This window comes from Asticcacaulis sp. P4_H10, from assembly GCF_056400965.1.
In genome coordinates, this window is the sequence record NZ_JBFUKH010000003.1 from 245,167 (window position 1) to 266,151 (window position 20,985).

Below are 20,985 nucleotides of genomic sequence, written 5' to 3' on the forward strand. Positions count from 1 at the left end.
GCTACATGCCTGCTTTTTTTGACCAGATAAGATCGCTGTTCGGCTCGCGCCATCGCAAGATCAACGCGCTGCCCGACCGGCAACTGATGACGAAAGCCTACCTGCCGGCGGTCGCGGCGGTTGGCGGCAACATCCTGTTCGTCGGGTGCCGGGGCTATACGCGCGACTATTACCGCGTGCTGGAAAGCCGGGGCGGCAAGGTCTGGACGATCGATATCGACCCCAAGGTCGCGCGTTATGGCCGGGCAGGGCGGCACCGGACGGGCGACGTCTCGCAGGTTGATACGATTTTTGCCGATGTCTGCTTCGACGCGATCATCTGCAATGGCGTGCTGGGCTATGGCGTCGATGCCGTGCCTTTGCAACAGACGACGCTTGCGGCGCTGGCGCGGATCATGGCGCCGGGCGCGCCGCTCCTGCTGGGCTGGAATACCGACAAGATCGCCGATCCGGTGGCAGCGGGCCTGACTGACACCTGGTTTGCGCGCGCGGAGCTGGGCGGCCAGCCATCGCGCGTGACGTTCGACGCGGTCACGCACGTCTATGACAGTCTGGTGCTCAAGGCCTGAAGCTGAGAAAGACGGGCGTTTGCCACGATGGCCGTCAAAAGCGACACGAAAATATGCCGCCTTCCCATACGTGGTAACGGACAGTTTTTTGCCAGAAAGCCCGTCTTTTAACGGTTGTTAACCTCATCGCGCGAACCTAACGGCGTTATCCGTTATGTTCGGGATCGTGTCATGAACCGTATTTTCAGAAACCTGCCCGTCGTCGCGAAGGTCCTGCTCCTTCTTTCGGCGCTTGGCGCGATGTCGATCTTTGCCGTCATTTTTGCCAATGGCCAGATATCGAGCATCGGGAGTTCATACCATCACGGCCTGACAGGCTCTGCCCGGGGGACGACGGCCCTGGCGCGGGCCAACCGGCATACGGCGTGGACAGCGCGCTCTATCCTCAAGCTGGTCATTTCCGAAACGCCCGAAGACATCACCAAGGCCAGCGACGACATTGCCAAGGGGCGGCACGCATTTGAAGCGGAGATCGCCACCGCGATCGCACGGATGCCGGAGCAAAAAGCCAGGCTCGAAGGCTATCGCGACGCCTACGCCACGGCACTGTCCACAGGGTGTGGCCAGGTCATTGAGCTTGGCAAGGCCGGCCAGCGCGATGCGGCCATAAGCGAGATGAACAGCACGTGCAGCCCTCAGCTTATGGCGCTGATGCGTGATATGACGAGTGAGGTCGATGCTAACGTCGCAGCAACCGACAAACTGGCAGCACGTCTGGAGGCTCAGACGGCTTCCGCGCAGCGCACGACGACTTTTTCGGTCCTGGCCGGCCTGGCTGTCGTTTTCGCCGCAGCTTTCTGGCTGACCCGTTCCGGGCTGAGCCTGCCCATCCGCCGGCTCGACATGACAATGTCGTCGATCGCCAAGGGGGAACTGACGGCCGCCGTTCCGGGGCTCGACAGAAAAGACGAACTGGGTGCGATGGCGCGGACCGTCGAGGCGTTCCGCATTGCCCTGGAAGAGGGCGAACGGCTGCGGCTGCTTGCGACCGACCAGGAACGGCAAACCGCCCTGCGTATCCGCGAGGAGCGCCTTGTCATCGCCGACGCGTTTGAAACCAGCATGGGGACGATCGCCTCGGCGTTCGTGCACTCTTCATCGGAAGTATCCGACGCCGCCCAAAGCCTTGCCGCCACCGCCGAAGAAACGACGCGTCAGGCCCAGGTCGTTTCAGGCGCCGCCGAGGAAGCGGCAACCAACGTCCAGACCGTTGCCGCAGCCACCGAGGAGATGTCCGCGTCGGTGCAGGAAATCAACAGCCAGGTTTGCCAGTCGGCCGGCGTCGCCAAGTCGGCGGTTGACGACGTCGCGGTCACCGAAACAGAAATCCAGACCCTGACAGAGGCCGCGCAGGGAATTGGAGAGGTCGTCAAGCTGATCAGCGACATTGCCGCCCAGACCAATCTTCTGGCGCTCAACGCGACGATCGAGGCCGCGCGCGCCGGCGAGGCGGGCAGGGGCTTTGCCGTCGTGGCGTCGGAGGTCAAGGACCTGGCGACCCAGACTTCACGGGCAACCAAGGACATTTCGGCCAGGATCGACCAAATCCAGCAGGCGACAACCCGCAGCGTCCAGTCGATCGGCAAGATCGTCACGACCATTGGCGATATCCAGTCGATTTCTTCCGTGATCGCGTCCGCTGTCGAGCAGCAGGGCGCAGCCACGCACGAAATTGCCGGCAATACGGCCCGCGCAGCCCAGGGCACGCAGGAAGTCACGCAGAACATTTTCGGCGTTGGCCGCGCCGCCGAAATGACGGGTGCCGCTTCGACCCAGTTGATGGCGCTGTCGGGAAGCCTTTCGAGCCAGGCCAGCCAGTTGCAGGATGAAGTGGCCGCGTTCGTCAGCCGGTTGCGGGCTGCGTAATCCCTTTTTAAATATCAGGGTATCGCGGCTTCGTAGGCCCGCTGCAGGGCAATGAAAACCGACGCTTCCGGTGGCGGGGCGCCCAGGTGGAGATGCCGCAACTCATCCATGAAATCCGCCCAAAGCGCAGGGCCACCGTCTTCAAGGATTTGCGCGCGGACGGCCAGTTCGGCCGACGGCAGGGCGTGACGCATACCCCAGCTGCCCATGGCCACCATCAGCGGCACCAGCGCGATCGCCTTTTCGGTCAGGCTGTAGATGGCCTTCTGCTTGTGGCCGGGATCGTCGCTGCGCGACAGCAGGCCATTGGCGGTCAGGCGCTTGAGGCGGTCGGCCAGGATATTGGTCGCGATTCCTTCCAGGCTGCCGGCCTTGAGCGCGCGGAAGGTGCGGGAACGGCCGAACATCAGGTCACGCAGGATGATCAGGCTCCAGCGGTCACCGAAGGCTTCGAGGGTGAGGTTGATCGGGCATCCCGAACGCCGCCTTTGCATCGCAATTCTCCGTCAAACCGGTTGCAAATTAGAAGTGGTTTTGACCGGACGGGACTGATAGCACGGTCGGGGGCAAGACGAAATCAGGAGAAGACCTATGGCCAGGCTCATATTCGCCATGATGATGTCGCTCGACGGTTATGTTGCCGGCCGCCACGGCGACAGCGATATGCCCATGCCGGGCGAGACGCTCCACCGCCATTTCAACGCCTATGCGCACAGCCTGACCGGCAGCCTCTACGGCCGGCGCATGTACGAGGTGATGCGCTACTGGGAGACCGATGAGCCGGGACAGGATGAGGTCGGGCGCGACTTCGGCGCGGCGTGGCGGTCCAAGCCCAAATGGGTCGTATCCAACACGCTCAAGTCGGTCGGGCCGAATGCGACCCTGGTCGATGGCGATCTTGAAACCTTTGTCCGGAAGCTGAAGGCGGAACACGACGGCGAGATCGACGCCGCCGGACCGGAACTGGCGGGGCATCTGACACAGATGGGCCTGATCGACGAATACCGCCTTTACCTGCGTCCGGTCGTCCTGGGCGGCGGCAAGCCGTTCTTCCACGACGCCCGTCCGCCGCTGCGGCTCATGGGCTCTGAGCGCATTGACGATACCATGCGGCTGACCTACGTGCCGGCCTGAGCCTCGGGCCCTGTTATCGCTTTTCCCGGCCGGTAGATCGTTCGCGCCAGAAGGGTTGTCGGAATGATGAATACCCAGCAAAAGCGTGACAATCCGACTTCGCCGATCGTGGCCAGCCAGACGCCGATCGAGAAGCCGACCCCCGGACCAATCGACTGGATGATGCGGGCCAGCTTTTCGCGCGGGCTCATACCGCCCACAAGCCGTCCCTGGCCGCGCGAAACCACCAGGAACATGGCCGTCAGCGAGATTGATGCCCCGGCATTGACGCCCCAGTAGATCTGCCAGGCCGCAGGGGCGTCGATGCTTTCGCCCATGATGGCGGAGGCGAACGGGGTAAGGCTGACCGTCAGCAGAAAGACGAAGTTCAGCACGGCGGTCGGCCAGTCGAACTGCCTGAGCTGGCGCGTCACGCGCATATGGACGGTCCACCACAGGCCGACCAAAGCGAAGCTGACGAAATAGGCGATCCATACCCGGCCCATGTCGAGGATGCCGGACCAGATGGCGGCGGTCGCTTGCCGAGGGCTAAGATGTTCGGCGACGGCGGGCGGATGAAGCTCCAGCACCATGATGGTCAGAACGATGGCGAACACGGCGTCCGAAAAGAACAGCATGCGATCGACCATGCGGGCGTCACTGCCGCGGGCGCTGCTTTCGTGGTGCGGCGAATCTGTGCTCATGCCATCCCCTTTGTCGTTCCAGGCGAAAGCGTAACGACGGTATGAGGCTTGTCAAGTCCGCACGGCGGCCGCCGGTTCGTCAGGGTTTGCCGAGTGCGGGGAGCGGCAGAAGCGGGAACAGCCATGTTCTCATGCCGTATGTTATCCGGTGATCTGCGAGATATGTAATACAGTGTGCGCAGTTGGCCCCGGACCACAAGACAGCAGTCTTCAGACGCTGGCGGCGCTGGAGGAAAACGATGCGCCAAAGCGGTTGCTGCGGCGGTTGCCTGGTATCAGTCCGATCAGGACCAGCACAGCCAGAGGCATGGCGAATAGCACCCATCCGGCCTGGCGGGCCAGATACCTGCCGATCGCGGCGTCTTCGGAGCGGCCGCCGCTGAAGGTGCCGAAGCCTCCAAAAGTGATCAGGGCGTACCAGCACACCGTCACGCCATAACCGAAGATGATCATATACGGCACGATCATCCACGCGCCTGAGCGATTCCAGTCGTGCAGGCGCTTGATGGCGAGGCACAGGGCCGGGTAGTTGAGGACGGGGATGGCGAAAAGACCGACGCCGGGCAGCGTGGCGCTGACGACCTGTGCGACAATCACGGCCGCCATGGCCATGCCGTAGAGCCTGCGGCCGACGCGCCCGATCGGCGAAAGAAACAGTCTTGTCCAGTCCATACAGGCCTCCGTCGCAGGGCAATGTGGCATGGAAGGTTTGATATCGTGTGAACCGGGCAAGTCCTGCCGCGCGCATGGAAGCCGCCGAGCTTGACGTACGCTCCGATGTATGACAAGTATACTTTGCATTTCGAAAAGGAAAGTTGTCATGTCTGCTTCCCCTTCACGCCAGAATACCCGGATAGGCTTCTGGTCGCTCCTGCCCATCCCGCTCGCTGTCGCCGCCTTTATCTGGGGCGCGCCCTGGCTCAGGGAGGTGACGGGCGACACAGTGATGTCTGTTATCGTCGCGGTCGCCGCGATCGTCATGATGGCCTATGCCAACTACCTGGCCATCCGCCACCAGCGCGGGATGGACGAGGTTGAAAAGTTCAGCGCCGGCTTCGCCATGCAGTGGGGCGTGCCCGCCGGCCAGGCCCTGTTCGTCGTGCTGGCCCTGCTGCCGCCGGTGCAAAACCTGGCGGTTACCGCCATCAGCGCCGGGGCGGGCATTGCGGCGGACCCCAAGGTCGTGCTTATGGCCATGATGCTTGGCTTCGGCGCGCTGGTCTTGCTGCAGACCCTGTGCATGGCGGTCGTCAACACCGTCTGGTGGCTCAGGACGCGATAGGATTTTTGCGTGAAAAACCGTATCCGCGTACTGCGGGCAGAAAAGGGCTGGAGTCAGGCTGAACTGGCCGAGATCGTCGGCGTGTCGCGCAACTCGATCAATGCCGTGGAGACCGGCAAGTTCGATCCCTCCCTGCCGCTGGCCTTCGACATCGCGCACGCCTTTGGGCTGAAGGTCGAGGACGTGTTCCAGCACGAGAGGTAGGGCGCTTATGTCCTTGCGTCATACATGGACAATTATCAGTGCAATCGCTGACGCCTACTGAATGCTTACGGCCATTCTGACAGACTATGTGTTTGGCCGTGGAGGCATTGCCGTGAGCAAGGGCCGCATTCTGATCGTCGAGGACTTCGCGCCCGCCGCCTTCATGGCGGAAGAAATGGTGGCGGAACTGGACTTCGCGGCCGATGTCGCCGCCAATGGCCGCGAAGCCGTAGTAAAGGCCCAGGCTTCCCGCTATGTGGCGATCCTGATGGACGTCGAAATGCCGGTCATGGACGGCATAGAGGCGACGGCTCTCATCCGAAAGATCGAACGTACGGCCGGCTTCGAGCCCAATCCGATAATCGGCATGACGGGACATACCTCCCAGGGCGTCCGGATGCTGTGCCAACGCGCCGGCATGGACAGCTTCCTCATCAAGCCGTTTACCGTCGCCGATCTCGAAATCGCGCTCACGAAGGTGATGGCGGGGTAGGCCAGGTTTTTCAGCAAAGGCTCATGCCGTTCTCATGCCGATCATCCCGCCGGCGGCTATGCCGGTTTCCTCGCAACGAAGGGGATATGGGCATGGATCACGACAGCACACGCAGGCGGCGCGCGACCTGGTGGGGTCTACTTATCGCGCGGGCGATATTGGCGGTGCTGGCACTGGTCGCCGGGCTTATTGCCTGTCTTTTCCTGTGGTCGTGGATCATGGACCTTGACCATACGGCGGATCTGCGCGCCAACTGGCCGACGGCGACATCGGAATGCCTCGTTGCCGGTCAAGAGCCGTTACACGACGAGGAGCTCATCCGACGCGCCGTTGCCCGGCATGGCGAGCAGACGGATGACGACGGCCGTCCGCTGGCGCTAAGTCGCTCAGTCGTATTATGGGTCACGCGCGACGAGGCGCGCCGGGAGGTCGGTCACGTCGAAGAATCCGACCGCAGTTGGGCGCTGAGGGACCATGCGCTGCGCCTTGGCCTGAAGCGCTGGGCCATCGTTTTCCTGCACTACGGACCCGATTTGCAGCGTGGAATAAGTGACACCTATGACGCCTGCGGCAACCGGTTCCACTGAATTTCACAGCCCCAGGGTGTCGAGCTTCGGCGCCTCGTAAGGGCCGTCCTCGGCGGGATAGCGCAGCCTCGCTTCATAGCGGCCGTCTGCCTTGGCGGCGGCCCAGACCAGGCTCTGGCCCGAGGGCAGGGTGGCGTAGGCGCGGCTGAATTCAGGTTGTGCGAAGGCTGTGCCCGCGTCCGTCAGCCGCCAGCCCCTGGCTTTGAACATGGCCAGCGCGTCGCCGAGGAACAGGCCTGCAGCGATATTGTGGTGCAGCAGCAGGGTGTGGTCGATAGCGCGCCCGAAGACCTCGCGCGCCAGGGCGTCATAATAGACCGCGCGGTCCCACAGATGGTCGAGCCAGGCTTGGCGGTAAGGGGCGAGATCGGTCGTGGGGGCGGCCTTGAGGCGCTCGGTCAGGCGACTGGCGTAAAACCAGTCCGAGGTGTCAATGGTGACGTGACCGATGCTGTAACCGGCGTCTTTCAAGCGTACGCGCAGGGCGTCGCGGCCTTCGGCGGTCTTGCCTTCGCCGAGAAAGGGATAGCGGAAGATCTTGCGGAAGCCGGGATAGGGGCTGAGCAGGGCCTCGCATTTGAGGATGTCGGCCATATAGTCTTCCGGATCGCTGCCGTAATAGTAGCGGTGCGAGAAGGTGTGGTTGCCCAGAATGTGGCCGTCGCCGGACCAGGCTCTGCGCACGTCGAAAGGCGCATCGGGCGTGAGGTACCGGCCGGCGATGAAGCCCGCCGCCTTGATATTATGCGCGGCCAGGGCCTTGCGAATGGCTGCGTCGCGATGAGGTCCGGTCATCAGCGGATCGTCCGACAGGTTGAAATCATCAACGGTGATGCTGATGCCGGGCGCGCGTTGGCTAGCCTTCGCGCTGCCGGCGAGGACCAGTGCACCGATGCTGCCGAGGAGTGCGCGTCTGTTCATAGGAAGGCCTATAGCACGGTTTACGCAGGCGGGTCCGGCGCGAAGGCGTGTTCGCAGAATTCGGCTATGGTGCCGGGGCGCAGCGTATCGTTTATAAGGGTCAGGATAGGGTTCACGTGCCGCCTGAACTGGTCGATATATTCGAACTCCTGCAGGCCCTCGGGCCCCAGGATTTTGAAGGTCGTCTCCGCGATCAGTTTTTCGATGACGTCATGTTCCCTGTGCCAATGGGCCGCGTACTGAGCCCGTTCGGCCAAGTTGGAAATCGACACACCAGGCAGCAGGAAGACGCGTACCGCCTGTCGGAACAGTTCCGGGTCCTGGCTGCGGACGCGCCAGATTTCGTGCAGTTCGAACATGCAATAGGGCGATTTCAGGTACTTGTCGCTCAGGAGGACGCAGATCCGGTCGCCGTGCGCCAGGTTCTTCATGAATTTCGAGATGCAGTCGCCGTGACGAATCTCATCCTTGTCGCGCTTGATTTCTATGCCGGCGTCGCGGCCTTTGCGGCACACCTCTTCGACCGCGCTCTCGCCCTCCTGGCCTTCCGGTGTCGTGTCGCCCCAGGCATAGGAGACGTACCAGTTCGGCTGGCCGCGCGGCGGCGGGACGAAGTCGAGGATTGGGGGCGGGGCAGGGATGTCCACCTTGCCCGCGGTCTTGCCTCCTGATTTTTTGTCTGGCGTGTCAATTGGCGTGTGGCTTAGCCCGGTCCTGGCTTCCTGGGCCTCCACGACGGACAGCAGGCTCGCCAGCAGTTGTGCCGCCTGGCCGCCCTGGGTGCGGATGCGGATGTCACCCTGCCAATCGCCAGTCATATGTTGTTCGATGACAGCGCGACTGCGGCTATTGTGTTCGTAAAGGCACAGCCCTCCCTTCCAGTAGAGCCCGTTCATGCCGGCCTCCTGCCCCAGGCGCGACATGATGCTGCGGATCAACCCGTCGTGCAGAAGGGGATAGCTAAGGGTCACGCTCTCGCAGCGGGCAGTATTGTCCCACATCACTTCGAATTCGAGGCGCAGCGTGTCCTTTTCGGGCAGGAGATCCGGCGCGATATATTCCGTTTCGCCGTCGCCGTCGCGGGGCCGGTGGACGAAGCAGATGCCGCAGGCCAGCATCATGCGCAGGAACAGCTCCTGCTCGGATTCATCGTATTTGCTCCACGCCAGCAGCCCCAACAGGTTGCGCCGGAAACGGCCGCGCAGATGCCGCAGCTCCTTAAGGCAACTTTCGCGGTCGAACACCGTATAGATGGCGTTAAGCGCCCAGCTCTGGTCCAGTACGATCCTGTCGATCAGGTCGTCCTGGTAAAAAACGGCGCCGATCAGATGCAGGTAATTGAGAAACAGTTCCGGCGAGCTGATGCTGCCGGCGTCTTCGCACATCTGACGGAACTGGTCGAGCGACAGGGTGCGGTTGAGACGGTCTTCCTTCTTCCGTTCTTCATCGGCCTGGCGCATCTCTTCCAGGCGATGGAGGACTTTCAGACGGCCGCCGCCGATCTGGTCGGTGCCGAGTTGATCCTGGAGGAAGGCAAAGGCATCGTTCAGACTTTCGTCAAGCGTGCCGCGCCGGCGTCCGGTGCGGGCGCTGTACTGAATGACCTGGGTCTGTGAAAACGGCGCCAGCCGGTCATTGACAAGTGTCGGCAGGCGCGTTTCATCGAGAGCGCTATCGCACCTGGCCTGGACGACGATGATCGGAGATGCTGTACCGCTCAGTTCCTTGACGTAATCCAGCCAGTAGGCCAGCGGGTAAGACCGGAAAACAAAGTCGCCCTCAACCTGAGGCGTGCTGGTTTCCATGGCAGGGGTCCATGCGACCAGGAAGATCGACCGCGTACGCATGAACAGACCATGCGTGCCATGATAAATGTCCTGGCCGCCAAAATCCCACAGGCTGAGTGTTACGTCGCTGTCCGTCAGCGGGGCGGTGGTGACGGTAATGCCGTGCGTTGACGGAACCTTGTCGTCGTAATCTTCACCGCGCAACTGGCGGCAGATTTGCGTCTTGCCAACCCGGCCATTACCTAGAACGACCAGCTTACATTGCTTGTGGGACGCGGAGTCATCCACCATGTCGGCCAGGTGTGCAATCAGCCGGTCCCGACAATCGTCCTCGGATGTCTGCGACAGAACCTCAGAAGGGACGCCTGGAATCTGGGTGTCGTAAAGGAACAATTTTCCCGTGAAATCTCGCAAGACCGATGTCGCGGACTTTAGAAGGGTGCATCCATTGCAAGTAAAGCTTTTTAAATTTATGAGCTTTACGAGAGCGGAAATTTCATAAACCTGCGTCTTTGAGCAATCAAGAGATTGCAAGCGGCGAAGGTGAAGTAGTGGGCTCATGTCACTTATGTCAGTTTCCGAACAATCTATATCTTTCAATTCAGAAAGTCTTGAAAGTGGTCCGATATCATTGATTGATGTTTTGTAAAATTTTAATGATTGCAGGTGTCTAAGATCGCTCAATGGCCTTAGGTCATTTATATTTGTTCTAGAGCAGTCAATCGTGCGTAGGTTTCCATGATTTGATAGGGGGGATAGATCCGAAATATTGCTGTAAGAGCAATCAATATATTCTAAAGAGTTGATATTTGATAATGGGCTTAGGTCTGAAACATCAGTTAGAAAGCATTTCAGTGTTGTTAAGTTTGTTAAATTTTCTATTGGATATATATTTTTTATATTTGTACCGTAGCAATTTATAGACATAATTGTTTTTATATTTGATAGGGGGGATAGATCTTTGACATTAGTATTGTGAAAGTTTAATGATTTTAAGTTTGTTAAATTTTCTAAAGGCTTTAAATTTTCGACGTACGTCTCAAAGAAATCAAGTGTCTGTAATTTTTCTAGACGCTTTAGTGGGGATATATCTCTTATTTTTGTGCTTGGAAAAGAAAGGTGTTGAAGGTTTGTGAGAGAATCTACCCCCTTCAACGACTTTAGCCCGCAAGCTCCGGCGCGTGGAATTTGCACTTCGCCAAATGCGTAATGAGTAATGCCCAATAAAAGCTCTGTCAGGTGCGTTAATTGAAGCAGTTCGTCCGGCAGAGTTTCGATGTCCAACATTTGTAAGTCGAGGCGACCTGTACGCTTATCGGCCTCGATTGCGATGCGTTCGAGCGCGATCTCAAGATCGCTTCTGGTGTCGTTAGAATCTTGCATATACCCTCCCGTATTCAGCCTCCGGTATGGTGCTGAATATTCGTGCACGTATCAAGGGAATATTCGACCGTCAGTTGGAGTGGGGCGGGTAAAGCCTTTTCGGCAAGCGCCATATCTCCTGCGTTAATCGCATTCATGGCCTCGTTGACCTCTTTGAGCCAGCAAACATGAACCACCGCAGCCGGCAAGACTGCGGATCGTGGCCGCGGACCGCTTTAACCCGTTCCGCCCTGGCTGAAGATGTAGAGCGCGGCGCAGATAAGCAGCAGTCCGGCCAGCGCCGCCAGCACGATCGGCGTGCGCGTCCTGCTTGCCGGCCTGCCCGGATAGTCATCGTGATACTGGCGCGGGCAGTCGGGACGGGGCGCGGGATTGGCCTTGTCATTCGGGGGCATGAGGGTCCTCCAGGGATCAGTTCGGACGGCCGGGAAACGGCACGATCACGCCGTCGCGGCGCATGGCCGGCGGCGAAGGGTTACGGACATCGAGTATGGTAATCGGGTCGGGGCATTCGCTGCGCCATTCGGCACTTATGACATCACCTGCCTGATAGCCCAGCAGCGCCACGCCGATCGGGCTGTCGAGCGCCAGGCAATGACCGTCGGGCCTGTAGTCATCCGCAAGGACCAATGTCCGCTCTTCCGCGAGCGCGTCGTTGATGCGGAACCGGACGCGGCTGCCCAGGCGGACGAGGGGGCACGGCGCTTCTCCCGGCAGCAACAGGCGCGCGGTTTCAAGCTTTTGTCGGACGATGCGTTCAAACGGCTCCTTCGAACCGTTCAGCCGGTCGAAAAGCTGACGCAGCAGGCGGTAGTCGCGGATCTGAAGCACCGGCGTCATGACATGTCCCCAATCTGGCTGACTTGCATCACTTGGAGCATCTGGCCACGGCCGTCCGTCGTTGTGAACCGGATGGCCTGGCCGTGGCTGAGGCCGATCAGGGCGGCGCCGACCGGCGTCAGGACGGAGATGCGGTTGTGCGCGATATCGGCCTGGTACGGCAGCACCACCTGGACCGTCCGCTCCGGGCCGGTGCCCAGGCGGTAACGGACAAAAGCGCCGATGCGGACGATGCCGGGATCAAGCTTTTCCGGCGCGACGATGCGCGCCCGTTGCAATTCGCGCTGCAGCAGGTCGGCGGCGGCCTTCTGGTCGGGCGCGGCGACGTCGGCAAGGTTGCCGAGAATTTCAAAGTCATCGCGGCCGATGACGATCTTTGGAAGCGTAAGGGTTTCAGACATGGATCTGCACACAATGAGGCCCTGGCGTAAGCGAAGGCGGAAAATATTGGGATTGCGTGCGCCGGATGGCATTGGAGCAGTGACGTATCATCTGCCGGAATGCGCGGCCCTCCCGAAGTCCGGAGGGCGCTGACGGCCGGACTTCGGGCTATGATCCTGTGACAGGATGTCCCTTGAGCGATTGCGATATCGCGAGTTTAGCCCGGATTACCATGACACGAAGATAGTCCGGTTGGCGGAATTGTCAACCTAAGCGGCCGGAGCCAGTCAGATACGTGCCGCCGGACTGCGTTACCTCCATACCGCCAGACAAAAGGATCATACGTCGTTTTGGTACCGTCCCGTTTACGCAGGCGGTCACGATCCGAGGGCATCGGCGTATGAATCAATGCGCCTTGAGCCAGGCCTGGGCGTCGGCTTCGGCGCGTGCCACCTCTGCGGACGTCAGCTTGGCCTTGATGGCGGGGATCGCGTTCGTTGAATCAGCGTCGCCCAGCGTGCTCCCGATAATCGCCCACATCAGGGCGGTTTCGAACGACTTTTCCACGCCTTGGCCCGATATGTAATAGGACAACATGAACATGGCCGCTTTGGGATCGCGCTTTTCCGCGGCCCGTCGCGCCAGGGCGATGCGCTTCGAGTAATCCGGATCGGGAAAGTAACCCATCTCATAGAAACCCTGGGCTCTCATTATATCGTCCGCCGAGCCGGTGTCCGCCCTATAGAAAAAATAGCTTTCCAATGTCTGGGGCCGCCCTGAAGCCTGGAACGGGCCAGGCTTGATATAGGGCGACGCTTCGGCAAGACGTTTGCAGAGCGGCGTGCCATACGAGAAGGCTGTGCTGATCGCCTTGAAGGCGACGTCTTCATCGGGATGGCTGAAATTGGCGGTATAAGGTTCGGCCTCGGCCCGGTCCAAGGTCATCCGCGTCATGGCGAAGGTTTCAGCCTCGGCGGCGGTCACGCCGGATTTCGATGCGTCGGCAACTGTCTTCATGAAGGCTGCCACCGTGGCCTCGGCATCGATGGTGTAGCCAATGACGGTACACAACGGGGCATTGGCGCTTATGCGCGTCAATACCGAGACGCGTTCCTCCCACGCCGCGCGTGGTGTTTGCGCGGCCGTGGCGGGCAGGGCGCCAAGCACGCATGTAACAATACCCAAGGCCGTCAGGACCGGAAAACGCATAGCCACCCCTCATCGTGTTCATGTTTTGTGCATGTAGTCACACTCGCCCGGGAATTGCAATCGGACCCGGTATTTTTTATCGAAAGAGACAAGGGATTGTACGTCCGGCCGGAAGTCTGTTAGCCTAACCACGCAAAAAGAGGGGAAAACATGCGCCGTTTGAGTCTGATTACCGTTGTGGCCGCGGTCATTTTCGTGACCGGATGCGCTACCGTCGAAGGCTATCGCCAGCACATGGACCTGATGGTCGGCGCGCACAGCGATCAGCTCCAGGTCGATTGGGGACCGCCCGACCGGGTGTCGCGCCTGAGCGATGGCAACGAGCTGTGGACGTACCGCAAGATCACCGAACGGCAGTCGGGCAATTCCTACTCCCAGGTGCCCAGCGGCTCCTACCAGGAAAAATACAAGGACAAGAAGGGCAATATAAAGACCCGGACGGTCACGACCTACGACTCCGTCTGGGTGCCGCCGAAATACTGGGAAACCTACTGCGAGACGCGCTTCGTCATCAGTCAGGACCACCGCGTGCTGAGCTCCGGCTTCGAAGGCTCGGACTGCGTCGCTAAGGAGATAAGATCGGGCGGCGCGGAATAGTCTGGAGCGGGTGAGGTATAGACGGCGTGCCGGAATCGATTACGGGGACATGGAACGGGACCTATAGCTACCCCGATGAGATGGGCTGGGAGCCCTGCTACTTCACTGCTCGACTGGTACAGACTGGGGCGAACTTCCTCGGCTCCATCACCGAAGAGGTCGCCGACGACCTCGCCATGCTGACCCGCCAGGCCGCCTTTGTAGAGGGCACGGTGCGCGATTTCGCAGTGTCATTCGTCAAGACGTATGATGGCGGGGGCGGCTGGCTGCACAGCGTCACCTATGACGGACAGCTTTCAGAACAGGGCGATGAGATACACGGCGAATGGCGGATCATCGAAGATGGACAGATCTTCGCCGGTGCCTTCATCATGCTGAGGCGCGCCAAGGCCGCCCAAGAGGCACAGACCGTAGCGGAAAGCGTCGGCGCACCGTACTTCTGATGCGCAGGAGCAGGTCAAGGTGGTTCGCGTCGGAGCAGGGCGCGCTGTTCGGCACGTACCCCCTCCGACCTAAAGCCACCGCCGGACTTCAATCCCCCACGGGCCGGTAGCTGACAAAGGCGATGCTTTTGCTGTCGGGTGACCAGGACGGCACATTAATCGTGCCCTGGCCGCCGAACAGCTTCGTCAGCACAACCGGTTCACCGCCATCGGACGGGATCAGCTTCAGCGTCACATCCTTGTTGGCCGGGTGGTCGCCGACTGCCACATCGGTGCCGAATGAGATATAGGCGATCCACTTGCCGTCCGGCGACGGATGCGGGAACCAGTCACGCGTATCGGCCTCGCGCGTCATTTGCTCCGCGCCCGTGCCGTCGGCGTGCATCCGCCACAGCTTCATATTGCCGCTGCGCACGGAATTGAACCAGATCCACTTGCCGTCGGGCGAATATTCCGCGCCGTCGTCCAGTCCCGGCGCGGTCGTCAGCCTTGTCTCGGGGCCGCCTTCGACGGGGACGGTATAGACGTCGTAATCTCCGCCGCGATTGGCGATATAGGTCAGGGTCTTGCCGTCCGGAGACCAGCCGTGCCAGTAGCTTGGTCCCGCAGGCGTGATCAGGCGGGGCGCGCCGCCACCGGCCGGCAGGATATGGATGCGCGACTGGTTGTCGGGATTGGTCTGGTCGCTGACGGCGATCCACTTGCCGTCCGGCGAATAGCCGTGGTCGTTGTTCATCTTCGTCAACGCGCCAGAGTCGAGCCGGGCTGGCGTGCTGGTCCCAAACGACTGGACCGAAGGCAGGGTATAGAGTTGCCCGCCGGAATTGAACAAAAGGGTCGTCCCGTCGCGCGACCAGTTCGGTGCTTCGATCAGGTCCCGGGTGTGGTAGAGGAGGGTGCGGTTCTTATCGCTGATCGCCAGGATTTCCAGCGTGCTCTCGGTCTTTGTCTGCGGCGTCGGCCAGCCCGCGACGCCGGGGGCCAGGGGTTCCAGTTCGACATTGCCGAAGACGGCGGTTTCCGAGACGGTATTGTTGTGCGCGGTCACGGCCAGACCGGCCAGGTAGGTGTTGCCAAGTGCGATGCGCACGCCACCCCCGACGGGGCGGACTTGGCCATTCGAGTCCGACAGCGACATCCAGGCATAGCCATCGTGATATTCGAGCGCGACGCGGCTGGCGCCCTTTTGATTGGCAATGACCTGATAGGTCTGGCCGCCCTTGGTTTCGCGGTACTGCAGCGACACCATCCCGTCGCCATGGACCATGATGTCGACATAGGGGCTGTCGGCGTCGAGGGTCTGGCGCAGCATGACCCCGGCCTTGCGGTGCGGCTCGACGCCCTTGCCTTCAAGGGTTATATCGGCGGCTATATAGGTGTCGCCGATGACCTTATTGGCGGCGAAGTGAAAGGCGTCGATCGCGCCCCAGATATTGGCGCCAGAGGCCGTCAACCGGTACTTCCCGTCTTCAAAGATGGCCTTGCCGGGAATGGCATTGGCGCCGACGTCGACATGTGTTTCGAAAATGCCGACGGTTTCGGCATAGGCGCCACTGGCCACGAGGGCGCATGCGGCCACGGCCGCAAACAGGATTTGCTTCATGATGTTCTCCCAGATCGTGCCGTGATCGTGAACTGCCACGGCTTTGTAATCGATTACGAACGTTAACAGAGTTCACGCCGCAAGGGAAGGCTGAAGGGAAGGGTGCTTTCTTTCGAGGCGCGCCGCCTTTACCATGGGGCCGCCACGCCCATCCGGAGCCGTCATGACCAAACACCGCATCTACGCCATGAGTTTCGCCAGCGTATACCTGCTCTATATCGCCAAGGTCGAAAGAAAGGGCCGCACCCGGGACGAGGTCGACGAGGTGATCCGCTGGCTGACCGGCTTCAGCCAGTCGGAGATGGAGCAGCATATCGCGGCGAAGACGACCTTCGAGGACTTCTTTGCCGCTGCACCGAGGCTCAATCCGGCGCGTGACCTGATCAAGGGCGTGATCTGCGGCGTGCGCATCGAAGAGATCGAAGAGCCGCTGATGCGCGAAATCCGCTATATGGACAAGCTGGTCGACGAAGTGGCCAAGGGCCGGCCGATGGCGAAGATATTGCGGGTTCAGGCGCCGGCATAGCCCAGGCGCGAGACCTGACGCTACGGGCAATATGCAGACCGTCTTGCGTCATTATAACAGCACTGTTATATCTTTCGCATGACCTCGTCCCGCCGCACACTTGGCACGCTGCTGCGCCACCTGATCGAATTGCTCGACGGAGCGGTTGAGCAGGGCTATGTCGAGGCCGGGCTGGAGTTCCGGCCCCGTTACACGCCGGTGCTGAAAGCTTTGATGTCAAAGGGCCCGGTCGCGATCAAGACCCTGGCGGAGACGGCGTGCCTGACCCATTCGGCGGCCAGCCAGACCGTCGCCCAGATGAAAAAGGCCGGCCTTGTCGAGGTGCGGCGGGGCAGGGACCAGCGGGAACAGGTCGTGTCCCTGACGCTTAAGGCAACCGCCATGATCCCGGCGATCCAGGACGTCTGGCGTATTACCAATCAGGCAGCGGATGACCTTGAGGCCGAGCTGGGGTTTCCACTGTCGCAAAGGCTTGAGGACGCCATAGCGTTGCTTGAGGCCCAGTCGTTTAGCCAGCGCCGCCGGACCGCGGCGCAGCGGCTGGAGGTGCGAGTGCCGTAGTGTCACGCGTTTAACCTGGCCGTCCCGTTGACCCGAAAACACGGACCGCCGAACAAGAGGGGTAAATCATGCGTATCTCTAAACTGTCCATCCTGCTGGGCGCCGCCGCGACCGCCCTGCTAGCGACCGGCACGCTGGCGCCACACGCCGCCACGGCAGAAACACCCGCCGCCGCCCAGGCTCCGGCCTTTGGCGCGGCGGCCAAACGCGAGGCCATTACGGCCGCCGCGAAGCTGCTCATCGACGACTATGCCTTCCCTGAGCTTGGCGCGAAGGCGGCGGAGATGCTGACGCGAAACCTCGACGCCGGAAAATACGACGCCGCTGCGACGCCCATCGCTTTTGCCGCCCAGGTGACGCAAGACCTGCACGCCTTGGCCCACGACAAGCACCTCAACCTGTTCGCCGAGGGCGCCTTCCCCGGTGAGACCCGGGCGCCGCTGCCGCCGTCGCTGTTCGGCTTTGCCCGCGCCGACAGGCTTAAGGGAAATATCGGCTATATCGAACTCAACGGCTTCATGTGGCACGCTATGTCGCGTCTGGCCGCTGCCCCGGTCATGGACGCCATGGCGCCAACCGACGCCCTGATCATCGACCTGCGCAGGAATGACGGGGGCGATCCTAACGCCGTCGTCCATCTTATCAGCTATTTCTTCGGCAGTGATGCGCCGGTCCCGGTCAGCGACATCCTGTGGCGCAAGTCTGGCACGAGCGAATACCGCCGCGAAACCTTCAAGACCGAGCGGACGCCGTACAGCTACGTGAACAAGCCGGTCTATATCGTTATAGGCCCTGACAGTTTTTCCGCCGCCGAACACTTCGCCTATGACATGCAGGCGCTGAAACGCGCCGTCATCGTTGGACAGGTCTCAAAAGGCGGAGCCAATCCCGGAGGCCCCCGGCCGGTAGGTCCGGGCCTGTGGCTGGCCGTCCCGACCGGCCGCAGCGACAATCCGATCACCCACACAAACTGGGAAGGCAAGGGCGTCCAGCCGGATGTCGCTACCGCGTCGGATGACGGCTTCGCCACGGCCTATGCGCTGGCGCTGAAAGCCACGGGCGGAAAAGGACCAGCCGCCGCAACCCCCGACGTGGTGACTGAGGCACGCCTGCTGCCGCCCGCGCGCACCACGGCCGCGCCGGGCGCCGAGGCTGCCTTGAAAAGCTTCATTCCGGCCATGGCCGCTGGCAACCCGCCCAGCGACATCCTTGGTGGCGCCATGGGGTGGCTGGCTGGGCGGCAACTCGCCATGTACCAAAAGGATCTGAAGCGGTTGGGCACACTCGAGGGCCTGAGCTTCGTCAAGGTCGACGATGTTGGTCTGGACGTTTTCGAGGCGCGCTTTGCCAACGGCACGCTTGTCTTTACCCTGGCCATGGACGCGGATGGCAAGATCGCCGCGTGCCAATACCAGCCGAAGTAGGCGCGCCGGGAGGGGGGAATTAGATCTACGGGTTTGGGGCCCCAAGAAGCGTTCCTTGGCCCCAAACCCGCAGGTTCTAAATCATGCCCTTGTCGCGATACAGCTGCTCCAGCACCGCCAAGGGCATGGCGCCGGCCGTCAGGCCCGTATCGTGGAAGGCCTTGATGTCGAACTTCGCGCCCATATGCGCCTGCGCCCTGTGACGAAGATCCAGCCACTTCAGCTTGCCGACCATGTAGCCCAGCGCCTGGCCCGGCCACACGCAGTAGCGCTCGATCTCGGTCGCCGTCGAGGATTCTTCGTCGCCCATCTGCGTCGCCATGAAGGTCAGCGCCTTTTCACGTGACCAGCGTTTCGAGTGCATGCCGGTATCGACCACCAGGCGGCACGCGCGGAACAGGGCGTCGTGCAGGTAGCCGATATAGCCCGGCGCGTCCTTGGCGTACATCTTCATGTCCTTGGCCGCGACCTCTTCGGCGTACAGCGCCCAGCCTTCGACATAGGCGTTGAAGCCTGCCACCTGACGCAGCATCGGCAGGCCCTTGGCCTCCTGCTGAATCGAGATCTGCATGTGGTGGCCAGGGATGGCTTCGTGATAGGTCAGGGTCGGCAGGGTCCACGACGGGACCTCGGCTGTGTCGCGCAGGTTGATGTAGTAGGCGCCCGGGCGCGTCATATCCAGCGACGGCGACTGGTAATAGCCGCCCGGCGCGCCCAGTTCGGTCGCCTTGGGGACGCGGCGGACATCGACCTTGGATTTTGGCAGGACGCCAAAATAATCCGGCAGTTGCGCGAACACGACGCCGATCTGGGCGTTGAGATCGGCCAGCAGCTTTTCCTTGCCGGCGTCGGTGTTCGGATAGACGTATTTGGGGTCCACCGCCATGGCCTTCATGCGTTCGCCCGGCGTGCCCTGCGTCATGCCCATCGTCTTCATGACGCGGTCGAGCTCGGCATTGATCTCCTTGACCTTTTCGAGGCCGATATTGTGGATCTCATCGGCGGTCATGTCGGTCGAAGTGCCGTTGCGGACGCTGTAGGCGTAGATGGCCTCGCCGTCGGGCAGGCGCCACACGCCGGCTTCGTGCGTGGCGGTCGGCAACAGGGCTTCCAGCGCCTGGACCTGGGCGTCGAGCGCCGCGCGGACCGGTCCTTCAAAAAGCTTGGTGGCCTGCACTTCCCAGTCGCCGGCGATATTGGCCTCCTTGGTGCGGCGCGCCAGCGAGGCGACCAGGACGGAGTCGGCGGCCTTCAGGTCGCGCTGGCCCTTCAGCTGGGCGATCGCCTTTTGCAACGCGAAGTCCGGCGGCACGACCCCCAGGCCGGCATCGGCCTTGACGTTGGCGGTCTCTTCATTGAGCACCTCGGCATAGGCCGACAGACGCGAGAGGTAGGCGTCGGCATCGTCCTTGGTGGCGATGGAATGCATGGTGTCGAGGAAGTCGGGCGTCGACTGATAGCTGCCGCTGAGTTGGGTCACGACGTAGGGCGTGCCCATGGTCTTGAAGGTCGTCTGGCCCTGCAGAGAATTCTTCAGGTCCCACAGGACGGTGTCGTAATTGACGCGGTCCATGCCGGAAAGCTTTGTGCGATCGACGGCTTCGATGCCGGCAATGCCGCTCTTGAGATAGGCGATGTAGGCCTCGCGGTCGGCGCGGCTGGCGTGGTCCAGCTTCGCCTTCTGGCCGGCCAGCTCACCCTTGTCGAGGCCCAGATAGGTCGTCGTGGTCGGCGACAGCTTGAGGTAGGCCTGGAAGGTCTTGTCGAGCGTGGCGGTGAGCTTTGCCGCTTCTCCGGTTGCGGCGGCGGTGGCGGGGAATGCCGTTGACGCGAGCAGCGCGGACGCGCCCATAAGAACCTGACGACGATCGGCCATGATTTTTCCCTTGGCTTGAAACAGTTGCGCATGAGACTATGCGGAAGACTCAGGCGGGGCAAGGGCCACTTACCTTACAGTTTTTTAATCTGCGGCGCGCGTAAAGGAGGCGGTCATGGACACCTCGAAAATCCAGATTTTCACCACCGGCGGGACGATCGACAAGAGCTATTTCGATGGCCTCAGCAAATACCAGTTCGACCAGAGCAAGATCGGCGAGCTGATCAGCAATGCGGCTGTGTCGCTGCCGTTCGCAATCACCGAACTGATGGCGAAGGACAGCCTGGAACTGACCGACGACGACCGGGCGCAGATCGTCGCCGCCGTCAGCGCCGCCGGGGCCGAGCGGATCATCATCACCCACGGCACCGATAGCATGGCCGTGACAGCGGAACGGCTGGCTTCGCTTGGGCTCGACAAGACGATCGCGCTGACCGGCGCATTTCTGCCGGCCCGGTATGCCGACAGCGACGCGGCCTTCAATCTGGGCATGGCGTTCGCGACGGTCCAGACGGCGCCCTATGGCGTCTATATCGTCATGAACGGCACGGTCTTTCCGGCGGGCGGCGTGATCAAGGACCGGGCCCAACGGACGTTTCGCGCGCAGGAAGGGTAG

The 20,985-nt window shown here is 61.4% G+C and carries 24 protein-coding genes; 13 read left to right on the forward strand and 11 right to left on the reverse strand.

What is annotated here, in order from left to right:
* Positions 1–5 precede the first annotated feature (5 nt).
* Both AC1DON_RS07415 and AC1DON_RS07420 read left to right on the forward strand, forming a co-directional pair.
* Positions 6–569, forward strand: coding sequence for a class I SAM-dependent methyltransferase (locus tag AC1DON_RS07415; RefSeq protein ID WP_476934137.1), 564 nt, complete (start codon positions 6–8; stop codon positions 567–569).
* Between the two features lie 171 nt (positions 570–740).
* Positions 741–2,435: a methyl-accepting chemotaxis protein gene (locus tag AC1DON_RS07420; RefSeq protein ID WP_476934138.1), complete on the forward strand. Its 1,695-nt coding sequence runs from the start codon at positions 741–743 to the stop codon at positions 2,433–2,435.
* A gap of 14 nt (positions 2,436–2,449) precedes the next feature.
* On the opposite strand, the gene AC1DON_RS07425 is transcribed toward AC1DON_RS07420, so the two are convergent.
* Positions 2,450–2,929 (reverse strand): winged helix-turn-helix transcriptional regulator, encoded by a 480-nt coding sequence (locus tag AC1DON_RS07425; protein WP_476934139.1) that lies wholly within the window; start codon positions 2,927–2,929, stop codon positions 2,450–2,452.
* Between the two features lie 97 nt (positions 2,930–3,026).
* Here AC1DON_RS07425 and AC1DON_RS07430 point away from each other — a divergent pair, with 97 nt between their 5' ends.
* Complete coding sequence (locus AC1DON_RS07430; protein ID WP_476934140.1) at positions 3,027–3,569, forward strand: dihydrofolate reductase family protein; 543 nt, start codon at positions 3,027–3,029, stop codon at positions 3,567–3,569.
* On the opposite strand, the gene AC1DON_RS07435 is transcribed toward AC1DON_RS07430, so the two are convergent.
* The gene (locus AC1DON_RS07435) at positions 3,554–4,252 is read right to left on the reverse strand and encodes a TMEM175 family protein (protein ID WP_476934141.1); all 699 of its coding nucleotides are present in this window, start codon (positions 4,250–4,252) and stop codon (positions 3,554–3,556) included. The genes AC1DON_RS07430 and AC1DON_RS07435 overlap by 16 nt on opposite strands.
* A gap of 210 nt (positions 4,253–4,462) precedes the next feature.
* The gene (locus AC1DON_RS07440; protein WP_476934142.1) at positions 4,463–4,924 is read right to left on the reverse strand and encodes a DUF805 domain-containing protein; all 462 of its coding nucleotides are present in this window, start codon (positions 4,922–4,924) and stop codon (positions 4,463–4,465) included.
* A 148-nt stretch (positions 4,925–5,072) separates the two neighbouring features.
* Here AC1DON_RS07440 and AC1DON_RS07445 point away from each other — a divergent pair, with 148 nt between their 5' ends.
* From AC1DON_RS07445 to AC1DON_RS07460, 4 genes are all read left to right on the forward strand, one after another.
* Complete coding sequence (locus AC1DON_RS07445; protein ID WP_476934143.1) at positions 5,073–5,534, forward strand: hypothetical protein; 462 nt, start codon at positions 5,073–5,075, stop codon at positions 5,532–5,534.
* A 9-nt stretch (positions 5,535–5,543) separates the two neighbouring features.
* Positions 5,544–5,738 (forward strand): helix-turn-helix transcriptional regulator, encoded by a 195-nt coding sequence (locus tag AC1DON_RS07450; protein ID WP_476934144.1) that lies wholly within the window; start codon positions 5,544–5,546, stop codon positions 5,736–5,738.
* Between the two features lie 61 nt (positions 5,739–5,799).
* A complete protein-coding gene (locus AC1DON_RS07455; protein ID WP_476934145.1) occupies positions 5,800–6,231 on the forward strand; it encodes a response regulator in 432 nt (143 codons plus the stop codon).
* Between the two features lie 92 nt (positions 6,232–6,323).
* Positions 6,324–6,818, forward strand: coding sequence for a hypothetical protein (locus tag AC1DON_RS07460; RefSeq protein WP_476934146.1), 495 nt, complete (start codon positions 6,324–6,326; stop codon positions 6,816–6,818).
* Between the two features lie 3 nt (positions 6,819–6,821).
* On the opposite strand, the gene AC1DON_RS07465 is transcribed toward AC1DON_RS07460, so the two are convergent.
* From AC1DON_RS07465 to AC1DON_RS07490, 6 genes are all read right to left on the reverse strand, one after another.
* Positions 6,822–7,739, reverse strand: coding sequence for a polysaccharide deacetylase family protein (locus AC1DON_RS07465; protein ID WP_476934147.1), 918 nt, complete (start codon positions 7,737–7,739; stop codon positions 6,822–6,824).
* A gap of 20 nt (positions 7,740–7,759) precedes the next feature.
* Positions 7,760–9,919 carry a COR domain-containing protein gene (locus tag AC1DON_RS07470; protein ID WP_476934148.1) on the reverse strand — a complete coding sequence of 720 codons (2,160 nt, stop codon included), beginning with the start codon at positions 9,917–9,919 and terminating at the stop codon, positions 7,760–7,762.
* 1,205 nt (positions 9,920–11,124) lie between these two features.
* Positions 11,125–11,304: a hypothetical protein gene (locus tag AC1DON_RS07475; protein ID WP_476934149.1), complete on the reverse strand. Its 180-nt coding sequence runs from the start codon at positions 11,302–11,304 to the stop codon at positions 11,125–11,127.
* Between the two features lie 16 nt (positions 11,305–11,320).
* Entirely contained in the window at positions 11,321–11,749 is a 429-nt protein-coding gene (locus tag AC1DON_RS07480; protein ID WP_476934150.1) for a GreA/GreB family elongation factor, read from the reverse strand.
* Positions 11,746–12,150 (reverse strand): nucleoside diphosphate kinase regulator, encoded by a 405-nt coding sequence (gene rnk, locus AC1DON_RS07485; protein WP_476934151.1) that lies wholly within the window; start codon positions 12,148–12,150, stop codon positions 11,746–11,748. Before rnk ends, AC1DON_RS07480 begins: the two co-directional genes overlap by 4 nt.
* A gap of 385 nt (positions 12,151–12,535) precedes the next feature.
* Positions 12,536–13,339, reverse strand: a complete 804-nt coding sequence (locus AC1DON_RS07490) for an SEL1-like repeat protein (protein ID WP_476934152.1) — start codon at positions 13,337–13,339, stop codon at positions 12,536–12,538.
* 150 nt (positions 13,340–13,489) lie between these two features.
* Here AC1DON_RS07490 and AC1DON_RS07495 point away from each other — a divergent pair, with 150 nt between their 5' ends.
* Together AC1DON_RS07495 and AC1DON_RS07500 are read left to right on the forward strand one after the other, a co-directional pair.
* Positions 13,490–13,936: a hypothetical protein gene (locus AC1DON_RS07495; protein WP_476934153.1), complete on the forward strand. Its 447-nt coding sequence runs from the start codon at positions 13,490–13,492 to the stop codon at positions 13,934–13,936.
* A gap of 26 nt (positions 13,937–13,962) precedes the next feature.
* On the forward strand, positions 13,963–14,379 hold the full coding sequence (locus tag AC1DON_RS07500) for a hypothetical protein (protein ID WP_476934154.1): 417 nt from the start codon (positions 13,963–13,965) through the stop codon (positions 14,377–14,379).
* Positions 14,380–14,467: 88 nt separating this feature from the next.
* Here the strand turns inward: AC1DON_RS07500 and AC1DON_RS07505 are convergent, their stop codons facing one another.
* Entirely contained in the window at positions 14,468–15,982 is a 1,515-nt protein-coding gene (locus AC1DON_RS07505) for a TolB family protein (protein ID WP_476934155.1), read from the reverse strand.
* 163 nt (positions 15,983–16,145) lie between these two features.
* Here AC1DON_RS07505 and AC1DON_RS07510 point away from each other — a divergent pair, with 163 nt between their 5' ends.
* The 3 genes from AC1DON_RS07510 (at position 16,146) to AC1DON_RS07520 (ending at position 18,493) form a co-directional block, all read left to right on the forward strand.
* Positions 16,146–16,508 (forward strand): DUF2200 domain-containing protein, encoded by a 363-nt coding sequence (locus AC1DON_RS07510; RefSeq protein ID WP_476934156.1) that lies wholly within the window; start codon positions 16,146–16,148, stop codon positions 16,506–16,508.
* Between the two features lie 78 nt (positions 16,509–16,586).
* Positions 16,587–17,069 carry a MarR family winged helix-turn-helix transcriptional regulator gene (locus tag AC1DON_RS07515; RefSeq protein ID WP_476934157.1) on the forward strand — a complete coding sequence of 161 codons (483 nt, stop codon included), beginning with the start codon at positions 16,587–16,589 and terminating at the stop codon, positions 17,067–17,069.
* 68 nt (positions 17,070–17,137) lie between these two features.
* Entirely contained in the window at positions 17,138–18,493 is a 1,356-nt protein-coding gene (locus AC1DON_RS07520) for a S41 family peptidase (protein ID WP_476934158.1), read from the forward strand.
* A 76-nt stretch (positions 18,494–18,569) separates the two neighbouring features.
* On the opposite strand, the gene AC1DON_RS07525 is transcribed toward AC1DON_RS07520, so the two are convergent.
* Positions 18,570–20,369, reverse strand: coding sequence for a DUF885 domain-containing protein (locus AC1DON_RS07525; RefSeq protein ID WP_476934159.1), 1,800 nt, complete (start codon positions 20,367–20,369; stop codon positions 18,570–18,572).
* A gap of 115 nt (positions 20,370–20,484) precedes the next feature.
* On the opposite strand from AC1DON_RS07525, the gene AC1DON_RS07530 reads away from it, so the two are divergent.
* The gene (locus AC1DON_RS07530) at positions 20,485–20,985 is read left to right on the forward strand and encodes an asparaginase domain-containing protein (protein ID WP_476934160.1); all 501 of its coding nucleotides are present in this window, start codon (positions 20,485–20,487) and stop codon (positions 20,983–20,985) included.

What these genes read in the sequence shown, in the direction of transcription:
- AC1DON_RS07445 (WP_476934143.1), top strand. Translation starts at nt 5,073, where the DNA reads ATGTCTGCTTCCCCTTCACGCCAGAATACCCGGATAGGCTTCTGGTCG.
- AC1DON_RS07520 (WP_476934158.1), top strand. Translation starts at nt 17,138, where the DNA reads ATGCGTATCTCTAAACTGTCCATCCTGCTGGGCGCCGCCGCGACCGCC.
- AC1DON_RS07475 (WP_476934149.1), bottom strand. Translation starts at nt 11,304, where the DNA reads ATGCCCCCGAATGACAAGGCCAATCCCGCGCCCCGTCCCGACTGCCCG.
- AC1DON_RS07425 (WP_476934139.1), bottom strand. Translation starts at nt 2,929, where the DNA reads ATGCAAAGGCGGCGTTCGGGATGCCCGATCAACCTCACCCTCGAAGCC.
- AC1DON_RS07480 (WP_476934150.1), bottom strand. Translation starts at nt 11,749, where the DNA reads ATGACGCCGGTGCTTCAGATCCGCGACTACCGCCTGCTGCGTCAGCTT.
- AC1DON_RS07515 (WP_476934157.1), top strand. Translation starts at nt 16,587, where the DNA reads ATGACCTCGTCCCGCCGCACACTTGGCACGCTGCTGCGCCACCTGATC.
- AC1DON_RS07460 (WP_476934146.1), top strand. Translation starts at nt 6,324, where the DNA reads ATGGATCACGACAGCACACGCAGGCGGCGCGCGACCTGGTGGGGTCTA.
- AC1DON_RS07525 (WP_476934159.1), bottom strand. Translation starts at nt 20,369, where the DNA reads ATGGCCGATCGTCGTCAGGTTCTTATGGGCGCGTCCGCGCTGCTCGCG.
- AC1DON_RS07430 (WP_476934140.1), top strand. Translation starts at nt 3,027, where the DNA reads ATGGCCAGGCTCATATTCGCCATGATGATGTCGCTCGACGGTTATGTT.
- AC1DON_RS07510 (WP_476934156.1), top strand. Translation starts at nt 16,146, where the DNA reads ATGACCAAACACCGCATCTACGCCATGAGTTTCGCCAGCGTATACCTG.
- AC1DON_RS07465 (WP_476934147.1), bottom strand. Translation starts at nt 7,739, where the DNA reads ATGAACAGACGCGCACTCCTCGGCAGCATCGGTGCACTGGTCCTCGCC.
- AC1DON_RS07530 (WP_476934160.1), top strand. Translation starts at nt 20,485, where the DNA reads ATGGACACCTCGAAAATCCAGATTTTCACCACCGGCGGGACGATCGAC.
- AC1DON_RS07490 (WP_476934152.1), bottom strand. Translation starts at nt 13,339, where the DNA reads ATGCGTTTTCCGGTCCTGACGGCCTTGGGTATTGTTACATGCGTGCTT.
- AC1DON_RS07415 (WP_476934137.1), top strand. Translation starts at nt 6, where the DNA reads ATGCCTGCTTTTTTTGACCAGATAAGATCGCTGTTCGGCTCGCGCCAT.
- AC1DON_RS07495 (WP_476934153.1), top strand. Translation starts at nt 13,490, where the DNA reads ATGCGCCGTTTGAGTCTGATTACCGTTGTGGCCGCGGTCATTTTCGTG.
- AC1DON_RS07435 (WP_476934141.1), bottom strand. Translation starts at nt 4,252, where the DNA reads ATGAGCACAGATTCGCCGCACCACGAAAGCAGCGCCCGCGGCAGTGAC.
- AC1DON_RS07505 (WP_476934155.1), bottom strand. Translation starts at nt 15,982, where the DNA reads ATGAAGCAAATCCTGTTTGCGGCCGTGGCCGCATGCGCCCTCGTGGCC.
- AC1DON_RS07440 (WP_476934142.1), bottom strand. Translation starts at nt 4,924, where the DNA reads ATGGACTGGACAAGACTGTTTCTTTCGCCGATCGGGCGCGTCGGCCGC.
- AC1DON_RS07455 (WP_476934145.1), top strand. Translation starts at nt 5,800, where the DNA reads ATGCTTACGGCCATTCTGACAGACTATGTGTTTGGCCGTGGAGGCATT.
- AC1DON_RS07420 (WP_476934138.1), top strand. Translation starts at nt 741, where the DNA reads ATGAACCGTATTTTCAGAAACCTGCCCGTCGTCGCGAAGGTCCTGCTC.
- rnk (WP_476934151.1), bottom strand. Translation starts at nt 12,150, where the DNA reads ATGTCTGAAACCCTTACGCTTCCAAAGATCGTCATCGGCCGCGATGAC.